Raw genomic sequence first — 12494 nt, forward strand, 5'->3', positions numbered from 1 at the left:
ACATACCTCACGTCGAGGAGCTCCGATGCCCGTACCGTCTCTTGACCCCACGGATCCCGGCACCACCTGGGTCGACACCGCCCGACGGCGGGCGCGAACCCGCCTCGCCGTGGCACGGCGGGGGTGGGAACCGCCGACGTTCACCGCCGGCCCACATCTCGGCGACACGACCGCGCCGGTCCTGGTCGTCGAGAGGTCGCGCACCGTTGATGACGGTCTTCCCCGGGGGGTACGCACGGCAGGCGCATGGGCGTGGCGGATCATTCTGTTCATAGCGGCGGCGTACCTGCTCATCCGGGTCGTCAGCCTGTTGCGCGTCGTGGTGATCCCCGTTGCGGTCGCGCTGTTGCTGGCGGCGCTCTTCGAGCCGATGGCCGCGGCCCTTCGTCGGCGGGGTGTGGGCCGTTCCCTGGCCGCCGTGCTGGTCCTCGTCGCCGGGCTGACCGTCGTCATCGGCGGCCTGGCGCTGATCGTCCGGACCTTCATCTCCCAACTCGACGATCTGAGCACCCAGGTCGGGGAAGGTGTCGACCAGGTCCAGACGTGGCTGGCGCAGGGCCCCCTGCACCTGTCCCAGACTCAACTCGACGACGCTGTCGACCGCCTCCAGGCGTCGATCACCGACAATCAGGCCGCTCTCACCTCTGGTGCGCTGAGCACCGCCGCCACCGTCGGCGAGGTTGCCGCCGGGTTCTTCCTCGTGCTGTTCACCCTGTTCTTCTACCTGCGCGACGGCGGTCAGATCTGGGCCTTCCTGTGTCGGTTACTTCCCCGCGCCGCGCGGATCCCGACCGCCCGGGCTGGGCACTACTCCTGGCACACCCTGGTGGCCTACGTGCGGGCCACTGTCCTGGTAGCGCTCGTCGACGCCATCGGTATCGGCATCGGCCTCGCGGTGCTGCGTATTCCATTGGCACTGCCCCTGGCCGCGCTGGTGTTCCTCGGCGCCTTCATCCCGGTGATCGGCGCCACCGTCACCGGCGCGGTCGCCGTTCTCGTCGCGTTGGTGACCGAGGGACCGGTCAGCGCGTTGATCATCCTCGGCGTCGTCATCGCTGTCCAACAGGTCGAAGGTCACCTCCTCCAGCCGTTGATCATGGGCCGCGCGGTAGCGCTGCACCCGCTCGCCGTGATCCTCGCGATCGCCACCGGCGTCGTCGTCGCGGGCATCGTCGGCGGTCTGGTCGCCGTTCCGCTGCTCGCCGTGCTCAACACCGCCATCCGCTATCTGGCCCATCACCCCGACGGCAGGCCCACATCCGACCGGACTCCACCCGGCACGACGTCCACGAACGACGAACAGGCTGCGGCCGAGGAGGCGGCCGACCAGGCCCACCAGCGGGCCGACGCGAGCGCACCGCCGCCTGCCGGCACCTCCGTCAATCCGACCGACGAGGCTCACGAGCGCGCCAACGATCACCAGCCGCTCGCCTCAGCTAGGAGCACCACACCATGATCCGGGACGCGACACACCGGGCGGTCGGCATCCGGCCGGCGACAAGCCGCCACAGCACGGCCAGCGCTGATGACCTGCTACGGCAGATGGCCGCGACCGCCAACGGCGATCCCCGTCGAGCGGCGTTGCGGGAAGGAGCGATTAAGGCATGGCTGCCGCTGGCAAACCACCTCGCCAAGCGCTACGCGGGCCGCGGCGAACACATCGACGACCTGACCCAGACCGCCGTGATCGGCTTGGTCAAGGCCGTCGACCAGTTCGACGCCACCCGGGGCGTCGCCTTCACGGCGTACGCCATTCCGACCATCATCGGTGAACTCAAAAGGCATTTCCGCGACCGCACCTGGGCCATCCGGGTGCCCCGCCGTCTGCAGGAACTCCGTCTGGCCATCACCGCGGCAAACAGCACTCTGACCCACACACTAGGACGTTCACCCAAGGTCGCCGACATTGCCACCTATCTCGGTGTCACCGAGGAGGCCGTCCTGGAAGGCATCGAGGGTGCCCGCGCCTACCGGACCACCTCCCTGTCCACTCCGCTCGGCACAGACACCACCGCCGAACTCGGCGACACCCTCGGCGCCACGGAACACGACTACGAACTGGTTGAACTGCGCGTTTCCCTCATCCCGGCGTTGGCTACGCTCCCCGACCGTGAGCGCAAGATCCTCACCATGCGCTTCTACGGGAACATGACCCAGGCCCAGATCGCCGAGCAGATCGGCGTCTCCCAGATGCACGTCTCCCGCCTCATCACCAAAGCCCTCGACAGGCTGCATGGCCACCTCGCAGGCGACGTCCGCCGAAGAGGGCCGGGCCAGGATCTCAACCCCCGATAGGCGGTCGCCCGGCTAGGCCGACCGGCTGCGCCAACCCGCTTGGCAACACCTGCCCTGAGCTGGATTAGCCCTTCAGGAGCTGCCGCGCCATGACGATCCGCTGCACCTGGTTCGTGCCTTCGTAAATCTGGGTGATCTTGGCGTCCCGCATCATCCGCTCGACCGGGTAGTCCCGCGTGTAGCCGTAGCCACCCAGCAACTGCACCGCGTCGGTGGTGATCTCCATGGCGGCGTCGGAGGCGAAGCACTTGGCCGCCGCGCCGAAGTAGGTGAGGTCCGCGTCGCCACGCTCCGACCTGCCAGCAGCCGCGTACGTGAGCTGCCGGGCCGCCTCGAGCTTCATGCCCATGTCGGCCAGCATGAACTGGATCCCCTGGAACTCGGCGACCGCCTTGCCGAACTGGCGACGCTCGGCCACGTACCCCTTCGCGTAGTCGAGCGCGCCCTGCGCGATCCCGACGGCCTGCGCGGCGATGGTGACCCGGGTGTGGTCCAGGGTTTTCATGGCGGTCGCGAAGCCGGTGCCCTCCGCGCCGATCATCCGGTCGGCCGGGATCCGCACGTTGTCGAGGTAGACCTCGCGGGTGGGCGAGCCCTTGATGCCGAGCTTCTTCTCCGGCGCACCGAAGCTCACCCCGGCATCGGACTTCTCGACCACGAAGGCCGAGATGCCCCGGGACCGGGCGGACGGGTCGGTGACGGCGAATACGGTGTAGAACTCGGACACCCCGGCGTTGGTGATCCAGCGCTTGACACCGTTGAGCACCCATTGATCCCCGTCACGTACCGCCCTGGTGGTCATGGACGCCGCGTCACTGCCCGCCTCGGGCTCGGAGAGGCAGTACGAGAACATCGCCTCACCGGCCGCTACCGGCGTCAGGTAGCGAGCCTTGAGGTCGGCGGAACCGGACAACAGGAGCGGCATGGTGCCGAGTTTGTTCACCGCCGGGATCAGCGAGGACGACGCGCAGGCACGCGCCACCTCCTCGATCACGATGGCGGTGGCCAGCGCGTCCGCGCCCGCGCCGCCGTACTCCTCGGGGATGTGAGGTGCGTGGAAGTCGGCCGCTCGCAGCGCGTCGTAGGACGCCTTGGGGAATTCCCCCGTCTCGTCGGCCTCTGCGGCGTGCGGAGCCACCTTCGCGGCGCAGACCTCTCGCACGGCTTCCCGGATCGCCTGGTGCTCCTCCGGCAACCGGTAGACGTCGAACGACTCCCCTGCGGCCATCTCGGCCCTCCCCTTCACCACTATCATGCGCAGTCTGTGACGACTCCTGACCGCCGACGGCGCAGACTGAAGACTAGCGACTGCAGTTCAGGTGATGTTACCGGCGCGTAGGTATGGGCAGGACGGCGCACCTAACGCGCTCAGCGATGATGGAGATTGAGACAGTGAGCCACCCTCCGGTGCCCCGCCCAGGCGCCGCAGCAGAATGCGACGCGACGACGCGGCGCCAGCGCGAGCGGAGAAGACAGGCGTGACGATCCCCTACCCCACCATCCAGCCGACCCCCGCCATCGCCGCGGTGACCCCGCCCTCGGGCGCACCCCGGCCGCGGGTGACGTTCCTAGGGACTGGTTACCTCGGTGCGACGTACGCCATCTGCTACGCAGAACTGGGCTACGAGGTTCTCGGGTTCGACGTCGACGCCGACAAGATCGCGATGCTGAACGCCGGTCAGGTGCCGATCCACGAGCCCGGTCTGGACGAGCTGCTCCGACGCAACCTCGCCGCCGGCCGCCTCCGGTTCAGCACCGACATCGCCGAGACCGCCGAGTTCGGTGACGTGCACTTCATCTGCGTCGGCACCCCGCAGCGGGCCGACGGCATGGGCGCCGACCTGTCGTACGTCGAGGCGTCGGTCACCAGCCTCGCGCAGCACCTGACCCGCAAGGCGTTGATCGTCGGCAAGTCCACCGTGCCGGTCGGCACCGCCGAGTGGGTCGAGCAGCTCGTCGGCAAGCACACCCCGAACGACCTGGACGTCGAGGTGGCGTGGAGCCCCGAGTTCCTCCAGGAGGGCTTCGCCGTCGACGACGTCCTGCGGCCCAACCGGATCGTGGTCGGCGTCAAGAGCGAGTGGGCCAACGGCATGCTCTACGCCGCGCACAAGGGCGTGTTCGACCTGGCCGCCACGGAGGACCGCGAGGTGCCCCTGGTGGTTACCGACTTCTCCACCGCCGAGCTGGTCAAGGTCGCCGCGAACGCCTTCCTGGCCACCAAGATCTCCTTCATCAACGCGATGGCCGAGGTCTGCGAGGCCTCCGGTGGCGACGTCACCCAGCTGGCCCGCGCGATCGGCTACGACCCCCGGATCGGCAACCGGTTCCTCCAGGCCGGCCTCGGCTTCGGAGGCGCCTGCCTGCCCAAGGACATCCGGGCCTTCCAGGCCCGCGCCCAGGAGCTGGGCGCAGGCGAGGCGCTGCGCTTCCTCCACGAGGTCGACCTGATCAACCTGCGCCGGCGTACGCGGGTGCTCCAGCTCGCCGCGGACCTACTCGGCCGACGCTCCGGCCCGGCCGGCCCGGACTTCTCCGGCACCCGGATCGCCGTACTCGGCGCCACCTTCAAGCCCAACACCGACGACGTCCGCGACGCCCCGGCGCTCGCCGTCGCCGCGCTGCTGCACAAGGCCGGCGCCGACGTGCACGTGTACGACCCGCAGGGCACCGAGAACGCCCGTCGCGCGGTCCCCGAGTTGACGTACGAGAGCAGCATCAACGAGGCGGTCAACGAGGCCGACCTGGTCTGCGTCCTCACCGAGTGGGCCGACTTCCGCAACGCCGACCCGGTCGCCCTCGGCGAGTTGGTCAAGGGCCGCAAGGTCGTCGACGGCCGCAACTGCCTCGACCCGGCGCTCTGGGCCCAGGCGGGTTGGGAGTACCGGGGCATGGGTCGCCCCTGACCCAACCGACGCCCCGCCGGCCGGCCATCGAGCATCTCGATGGCCGGCCGGTGTCGTTGTTTGCCCCGGACCCGCCGACAAGAGTCGAAATCCGCGCCAGCTTTGGGCATGCTGCGACAGTGGGAGTCCACAGTGCGGGTGGAGGGGTGTCGTGGCGACCTTTCAATGCTCCTCGTGCGGCCGGGAGATCAAGCCGGCCGTTCGATGCCCGCACTGTGGGGCAGATCAACCACAGTGGGCCGAACACCTGGCCGACATCGAGCGTTCGATCGCGGAGATGAAGGCGCGCGACGCCGCCATCGCCCGCGAGCAGCGGCAGATCGCCGCCAAGATGCAGGCCGCGCTCTTTCAGCGGGACATCCTCGCCCACGCCAGCGAGGAGCGGCTCAAGCAGGCCACCCGGCCACGCCGGGTGCTGCGCCGCCGCCCCGGCCGGCGGCCACCGACTGCCACCATGGGAGCGCCGCCCCGGGTGCCCCGCCAGGGCACCCCGCCCGCCCCGGAGGACCCGCCGCCGCCCCCGCCCCGGGCGGCCTGGCTGGACGTGGACGACCCGGAGCACCCACCGGAGGCGTCCTCGCGGGAGGTGCAGAACATCCCGCTGGGGCTGGGCGCGCTGCTGCTCGGCGTGGCCGCCGTGGTCTTCGCCGCGGTGGCCACCAGCTCGATGGACGCGCTGGCCCGGCTCGGCATCCTGCTCCTGGCCACCGTGCTGATGCTGCTCGCCCCGCCGGCACTGGCCCGGCGCGGGCTCACCTCGACCGCCGAGACCATCGCCGCGGTCGGCCTGCTGCTGGTGCCGCTCGCCGGCAACGCCCTCTGGGCGGTGGACCGGATCGGCGTCGGCGGCGGCTCCGGCACGGTCTTCGCCGGGGTGATCTTCGCGGTCACCGCCGGCGTCGCATTCGGGTACGCCGGTTGGACCGGTCTGCGCGCGCCCCGCTTCGCCACCGTCCTCGCCGCCCAGCCGGTGCTGCCGCTACTGGCGTACGACCAGATCACCGGCCCGGGCGGCTGGGCGCTGGTGCTGGCCCTGGTCGCCCTCGTCAACCTCGGCCTGGCCCGCTCCGGCGTCACCGTCGAACGCCAGGTCCGGCAGGACCTGCCATCGCCGGGCACGCCGCCCACGCCCCGCCAACGAGACGCCGAGAGCCGGCCGGAGGGCGACCCGGAGGAGGCCGCCGAGCTGATCGACGCCAGTGGCGGCGCGACCGACCCGCAGCCCACCAGGCCGGTGCCCGGCCTGCGTGAGCTGACCTGGTTGCTGCACGCCCTGGCGGTCGCCGTCGCGCTGGCGTACGCGGTCACCGCCCTGCTGCGGGCACAGACCGTGCCGACCGCCACCGGCGCCGGGGTGGTGCTGCTGCTGGCCGCCGTGATCGGGCTGGCCGGCGCGTTGGTGCTGCGTCGCCCGCCGCTGCCGGACGTCGCGGCCGGCATCGTCACCCTGGCGGTGATCGGCTCGCTCAGCCGGATCGCCTCGGTGGCACTCCCCGGCCGGGCGCTGCTGCTGATCGCGGCGGTCATCACCGTGACCGGGCTGGCGGTACGCGCGGTCCCGGAGGCGGCCCGACGTGGCCCACAGTTGGCCTCAGCGGTGGCGCTGACCGTCAGTGGTCTGGTGGTCGCCGGCGGCGCGCTACGCGCCGGGGTGGCACCGGTCCGGGCGGCACTGCCCGCCTGGAACCCCGACCTCAGCCGGTACCCGGGCGAGCTGGCCGCCGCCGTCGGGCCGACGACCTGGCAGCTCGCCGGTGCCGCGTTCCTGCTCACCATCGCGGCGGTGCTGGCCCTGCCCACCGAGATCCGCCGGGAGTTCGCGGTCGCCGGCGCGGCGCTGACCGCGCTCGCCGTTCCGGCCTCGTTCGGTCTCGGCTGGGCGACGGCCCCCTGGCCAATGGTGATCACCGCGATCGGCATCGGGGTCATCGGGCTGTCCGCCCGCACCGACCGAGCCGCTGTGGCGCACGCCATCGGGGCGGCCGTGGTCGGCCTGTTCGGCGCGGGTGCCAGCCTGGCCAGCCCCACCCTCACCGCCGCGGTCCTGATCACCCTGTTCGCGGCCGGCACGCTGGTCACGCTGGCGCCCCGGATCCGGATCGCCTCGGCCGCCTCCGAGACGGTCACCGCCTGGGCCGCCGGTGGGGCCGCGTTCGCGCTGCCCGGGGCGGTGGCGGCGTTCGTGGCCGCGACCATGCCGAACGACCCGCTCCTCACCCCGGCGAGCCTGCGCGAGGTGACCGTTCCGATCCTGGCGGCCAGCTTCCTGGCGGTCTGCGTGACACTGGGCTACGCGGCCGTCGTGCAGGTCTCCCAGCGCCACATCCCCGTTCCACTGTCGGTCGGCACCGGGCTGGGCGCGCTGATGGTCACCGCCGCCGCGTTCGGGGCGCCCGGCGCGACCGTCGCCGACGCCTGGGTGGGCGCGCTCCTGCTGGTCGCGGCGGTGCTGCTCTTCCTGGCCCCCTCCATCGACGCCGGCCGTCGAGCCGACCTCACCCTCGACGGCTCGGACCTGGCCGCCGCGGCGGTCACCACCGCACTGATCGCCACGCTGGTACGGATCGGGGCGGTGCTCGCCCCCGGCGGACAGCTTGCGGTGGCCGCCGCCCTGCTCCTGGTGGTCGCCGTGGCCGCCCGCAGCATGCCGGAGGAGTGGCGACGCGGTCCGATCCTCGGCCTCACCGTCGGCGGCGTCCTGATCGGCGTCCTCGCCGGCTGGTCGGCGGTGCGCGGCGGGGTCGGCGTGCTGGCCACCCCCGGCCCGATCTGGAGGGGCGACCTGAGCGACTGGCCGGCCGCCCCCGTCGGCGGTGCCACCTGGCAGGCGCCGGTCGCGCTGGCACTGCTGGCCCTCGCCGCCGGCATCCTGCTCCCGCCGCCGTGGCGCTGGGACGTGTCCGGTGTGGCGGTGGTGCTCGCCACGATCGGCGCACCGGCCGCATTCGATCTGGCCTGGTGGTCACCGGTCCTGGTCGGCGGAATGGTCGCCACCGTGTTCGGCATGGCCGCGGTGGCCACGGAGGAGGCACGCGCCGGGCTGTCCCGGGCCACGGTGGCCGGGGTCGTCGCGCTGCACGCCGCCGGAGCCGGACTGGTGCGCCCGTGGACCACGGCCCTGGCTCTGGGCAGCATCGCGCTGATCGGCGTGGTGGTGGCCACGCTGGCCCGCGTCCTCGCCGGTCCACAGGTCGCCGACATCGACACCGAGGGAATGCCGCCGCACCTGGCGCAGATCGGCGGCGCGGCGATCGGTGCCGCTCTGCTGGCCCTCCCCGGTGCGGTGGCGGCACTGTCCGCCGAGTTCGACCACTCGGCGCAGGTGGTGCTGACCGCCGCGCTGGCCGCGACCAGCCTCGGCCTGGCCGCCGTGGCAGCGGTCCGCCGACTGGTGCCGCAATATCTGCCCTGGGTCAGCGTGGCGGTCGTCGGCGGGGCCACCATCAGCGCCCTCGCCGCCATCCCCACCGGCCTCGCCGCCGGCGTCTACGCGGCCGCCGCGGCCCTGCTCGGCGTACTGGCCGAGTTGATCCGCGCGGCCACCGTGCCGCCCACCGGCGCGGCCCAGCCGGTCCGGCGCTGGGCGGTCCGACTCGACGGAGCCCTGCGGCGGCTGCCGGACGACGCGGAACGACGGCGGTGGCGGGTCAACCCGGCCGCGGGTGCGTTGGCCGCAGCAGCGCTGCCGACCGCCCTGGCGCTCGCCTCGATCGCACCCGCGCTGGTCACCGCCCTGGTCGAGCCGCACCGCACACTCACCCGCATCTGGCAGGGCCCGCCGCCGGAGCTGCTCACCCCTCCACCGGACGTGGTCAACCCGACCCACGTGCTGACGGCGTTGCTGCTCACCGCGACCGCCGCGCTGGCCGCCACCGGGTTCAGCGGCGGGCGACGTTCCCGGGCCGTGCCGGTGGTGCTGCCCGGGGCGGCCGTCACGCTGCTGATCGCACCCATCGCGCTGGGCCAGGGCTGGCCCGCCAGCACCGTCGCCGCACTCTCCGTCTTCACCATCGCGATGCTCGGTCTCGCACTGACCCCACCGCCGGCGCTGGTCGAACGGGCCCGCTCGCTGCGGCTGGCCCGGGTGCTGGTGTTCGCCATCGGTCTGGCCGGTGGCAGCGCCGGGCTCGCCGGCAGCCTGGCCGACCGGCAGATGACCCTGTTCACCCTGGGCAGCGCGGTCGGGGTGGGCGCGGTGGCGGCGCTGTTCGGCACCACGCAGCGGGCGCGCATCCTCGGCTGGCTCTTCGCCTCACTCATGGCGCAGCTCTTCGTGCTCACCGTCGGCCTGGTCGCCGGGCTGGCGGCGGTCTGGTCGGCGTTCGGGGTGCTCGCCGTCGGCGCGGTCCTACAGGTGCTCGCCGCGACAGTGCCCCGGCTGCGCCGCCCCGAGGCGCAGCGCGAGGCCTCCACAGTGGAATGGACCGGGTACGCTGCGGCGCTTATCGCGTTGGCCCTCGCCTTCGACTCGCCCCGCCACATCGCCGCCCTGCTGGCCGCCTGGGGCGCTGTCCTCGGGGTGGCGGCGACCCGACCCGGTCGCCGACCGGTGGAACGCCGGATCCTGTTCTGGGCGGTGGTGGTCTGTGAGATCACCGCGTGGTGGATCCTGATGCGAGTCGCCGACGTGGCGCTGCCCGAGGCGTACACGCTGCCGTTCGCCGTACTGGCCCTCCTCGTCGGCGTCCTGGAGCTGCGCCACCGGCCCGACATGAGCAGTTGGGTGGCGTACGGCCCGGCGCTGGTAGCGGCCTTCGTGCCGACGCTGGCGATCGTGCTGGCCACCGAGTCCAGCACCGTGCGGCAGATGCTCCTGCTGCTCGGCGCGGTCGCGGTGCTCATCTTCGGCTCGTCCAGTCGACAGCAGGCCCCGGTGATCGTCGGCGCGTCGGTCACCGCGATCACGGCGATCCACGCCCTGTTCAGCCTGGGCCCGTGGTTGGCGCTGATCCCGGTGGGCATCCTGCTGCTGGTGCTCGGCGCAAGCAACGAGCGCCGCCGCCGCGCCCAGGAACGCCTACAGACCGCCCTGCGCGGCATGAGATAAACCGGAGGGCCGCAGCGGGGTGAGTAACGAGGCCGGGTGAGTGGTCGCGGCCCGTGAACGGCGCAGGCCGCAACCGCGACCGCACGCGCGCACCGCCCCCACGCACCCGCGCTCGCGCTCGCGCTCGCGACCCTCGTGTCGCTCATGGAGTTGCGGTGAGGGACAAAACCCGTAAATGCCCTCGCTCCGGGCACCATAACTCCATGATCGACCCGTCGAGGTCGGGTTAGCGGGGGCTGGCGCGGGGTGGGCCGGGTTCGCCGGTTGACCTTGCGCGATCTTGCACTTTCTGTTGCGACATAAGCCGTGAAAGCCACAGAACAACGACCGAAAGTGCAAGATCGCGGGGGCGGGGTGGGGTCGCGGCGGGGCGGGGTCGCGGCGCGAGGGCAGGGCAGGGCTCGCTAGGGCTAGGGCTAGGCAGGGCTCGCGGCGCGAGGGCTAGGGCGGGGCTTGTGGGGGTTAGGGCTGGGGCAGGGTTGCTTGGAGGGCGGCTTCCTTTGTTGCTACCAGCTTCTCCAGGTCCTGCTGGTAGGTCGCCATCTTGGCGCGCAGGCCCTCGTCGGCGGCACCGAGGATCCGTACGGCGAGCAGGCCGGCGTTGCGGGCGTTGCCGATCGACACGGTGGCGACCGGGATCCCGGCCGGCATCTGCACGATGGACAGCAGCGAGTCCATGCCGTCGAGGTGCTTCAGCGGCACCGGTACGCCGATCACCGGCAGTGGCGTCACCGAGGCCACCATGCCAGGCAGCGCGGCAGCACCCCCGGCCCCCGCGATGATCACGTTGAGGCCCCGGTCGGCAGCGTCGCGCCCGTACTCGATCATCGCGACCGGAGTCCGGTGCGCCGAGATCACCCGGACCTCGTACGCCACGCCGAAGTCGTCCAACACCTCGGCTGCGGCCCGCATGGTCGGCCAGTCCGAGTCGCTGCCCATGATCAAGCCAACAGTGCTCACTACGGCCCTCTCCTCGTTCCCGAAACCGTGGTTCACCCGAGACCCTGGTTCACCCGAAACCGTGGCTCACCCGAACCCGTGGCTCACTCGTGGCCCTCGCGCAGCCAGCGCGCGGCCCGTGCGGCGCGCGCCCGCAGGTCGTCCAGGTCGTCACCGAGCACGGTGACGTGCCCGATCTTGCGGCCAGGGCGCACCTGCTTGCCGTACAGGTGCACCTTGGCGCCCGGCTCGGCGGCGAAGAGGTGGTGCAACCGCTCGTCGATCGACATCCCGCCCGGCTCACCGCCGAGCACGTTCGCCGACACCACCACCGGGGCGGTCAGCGAAGTGTCACCCATCGGGTAGTCCAGCACGGCCCGCAGGTGCTGCTCGAACTGCGAGGTCCGGGCACCCTCGATGGTCCAGTGCCCGGAGTTGTGCGGTCGCATCGCCAGCTCGTTGACCACGATCGCGGGTCGGCCGGCGTCGTCGCGCACCTCGAACAACTCCACGGCCAGCAGGCCGATCACACCGAGCGCGGTGGCCAGGTCGATGGCGAGCTGCTGAGCGGAGACCGCCAGCTCCTCGTCCAGGCCGGGGGCTGGAGCGAGGACCTCCACGTTGATGCCGTCGCGCTGCACGGTCTCGACCACGGGGTACGCGGCCACCTGCCCGAACGGCGAACGGGCCACCTGCACGGCCAGCTCCCGCCGCAGCGGCACCCGCTCCTCGACGATCAGCCGGGTGCCGCCGGCGAGCAGCGTGGTCGCCAACTCGGTGGCCTGGGCGGCGTCGTCGACCATCCAGACGCCCCGGCCGTCGTACCCACCCCGAGCCGCCTTGAGCACCACCGGCCAGCCGACCTGCTCGCCGAAGCCGACGAGGTCGGCGGGCTCCGCGACCGGCCGCCAGGCCGGGTTGGGCGCACCCAGCTCGGTCAGGCGTTCCCGCATGACCTGCTTGTCCTGCGCGTGCAGCAGCGCGTCCGCCGGCGGGTAGAGAGGCACCCCTTCCGCCGCCAGCGTGCGGATGTGCTCGGTGGGCACGTGCTCGTGGTCGAAGGTGACGACGTCGCAGCCCTTGGCGAAGGTGCGCAGCGCGGCCAGGTCGGTGTGGTCGCCGTACTGGACGTCGGCGGCGACCAGCGCCGCGCCGTCGTCAGGGGCGGTCGCGAGCACACGCAGTGACTGGCCGAGGGCGATCGCGGCCTGGTGGGTCATTCGGGCCAACTGGCCGCCACCCACCATGCCGACAACTGGCAGACCGGTACGGGAATCCATAGCGCGGCCAGCCTATCCGGGCCGTCG

At 72.2% G+C, this 12494-nt stretch carries 7 protein-coding genes; 4 read left to right on the forward strand and 3 right to left on the reverse strand.

From position 1 onward, the window contains the following. Nucleotides 1–25: 25 nt before the first annotated feature. The gene (locus ACIBEF_RS03040) at nucleotides 26–1456 is read left to right on the forward strand and encodes an AI-2E family transporter (protein ID WP_396790675.1); all 1431 of its coding nucleotides are present in this window, start codon (nucleotides 26–28) and stop codon (nucleotides 1454–1456) included. After that, nucleotides 1453–2295, forward strand: coding sequence for a SigB/SigF/SigG family RNA polymerase sigma factor (locus tag ACIBEF_RS03045; RefSeq protein ID WP_396790677.1), 843 nt, complete (start codon nucleotides 1453–1455; stop codon nucleotides 2293–2295). Before ACIBEF_RS03040 ends, ACIBEF_RS03045 begins: the two co-directional genes overlap by 4 nt. A 64-nt stretch (nucleotides 2296–2359) precedes the next feature. Here ACIBEF_RS03045 and ACIBEF_RS03050 read toward each other — a convergent pair whose 3' ends face one another. After that, on the reverse strand, nucleotides 2360–3523 hold the full coding sequence (locus ACIBEF_RS03050; protein ID WP_396790679.1) for an acyl-CoA dehydrogenase family protein: 1164 nt from the start codon (nucleotides 3521–3523) through the stop codon (nucleotides 2360–2362). 250 nt (nucleotides 3524–3773) lie between these two features. On the opposite strand from ACIBEF_RS03050, the gene ACIBEF_RS03055 reads away from it, so the two are divergent. Then, on the forward strand, nucleotides 3774–5201 hold the full coding sequence (locus tag ACIBEF_RS03055; RefSeq protein WP_355005619.1) for a UDP-glucose/GDP-mannose dehydrogenase family protein: 1428 nt from the start codon (nucleotides 3774–3776) through the stop codon (nucleotides 5199–5201). A gap of 151 nt (nucleotides 5202–5352) precedes the next feature. Then, nucleotides 5353–10248 (forward strand): SCO7613 C-terminal domain-containing membrane protein, encoded by a 4896-nt coding sequence (locus tag ACIBEF_RS03060; RefSeq protein ID WP_396790682.1) that lies wholly within the window; start codon nucleotides 5353–5355, stop codon nucleotides 10246–10248. Nucleotides 10249–10710: 462 nt separating this feature from the next. Here ACIBEF_RS03060 and purE read toward each other — a convergent pair whose 3' ends face one another. Continuing rightward, on the reverse strand, nucleotides 10711–11208 hold the full coding sequence (gene purE, locus ACIBEF_RS03065) for a 5-(carboxyamino)imidazole ribonucleotide mutase (RefSeq protein ID WP_396790684.1): 498 nt from the start codon (nucleotides 11206–11208) through the stop codon (nucleotides 10711–10713). 83 nt (nucleotides 11209–11291) lie between these two features. Beyond that, nucleotides 11292–12467, reverse strand: a complete 1176-nt coding sequence (locus ACIBEF_RS03070) for a 5-(carboxyamino)imidazole ribonucleotide synthase (RefSeq protein WP_396790686.1) — start codon at nucleotides 12465–12467, stop codon at nucleotides 11292–11294. Nucleotides 12468–12494 lie beyond the last annotated feature (27 nt).

The sequence above is a fragment of the Micromonospora sp. NPDC050795 genome, from assembly GCF_044456785.1.
In the GTDB taxonomy this organism is placed as follows: Bacteria; Actinomycetota; Actinomycetes; order Mycobacteriales; family Micromonosporaceae; genus Micromonospora.

What these genes read in the sequence shown, in the direction of transcription:
- ACIBEF_RS03040 (WP_396790675.1), top strand. Translation starts at nt 26, where the DNA reads ATGCCCGTACCGTCTCTTGACCCCACGGATCCCGGCACCACCTGGGTC.
- ACIBEF_RS03045 (WP_396790677.1), top strand. Translation starts at nt 1,453, where the DNA reads ATGATCCGGGACGCGACACACCGGGCGGTCGGCATCCGGCCGGCGACA.
- ACIBEF_RS03050 (WP_396790679.1), bottom strand. Translation starts at nt 3,523, where the DNA reads ATGGCCGCAGGGGAGTCGTTCGACGTCTACCGGTTGCCGGAGGAGCAC.
- ACIBEF_RS03070 (WP_396790686.1), bottom strand. Translation starts at nt 12,467, where the DNA reads ATGGATTCCCGTACCGGTCTGCCAGTTGTCGGCATGGTGGGTGGCGGC.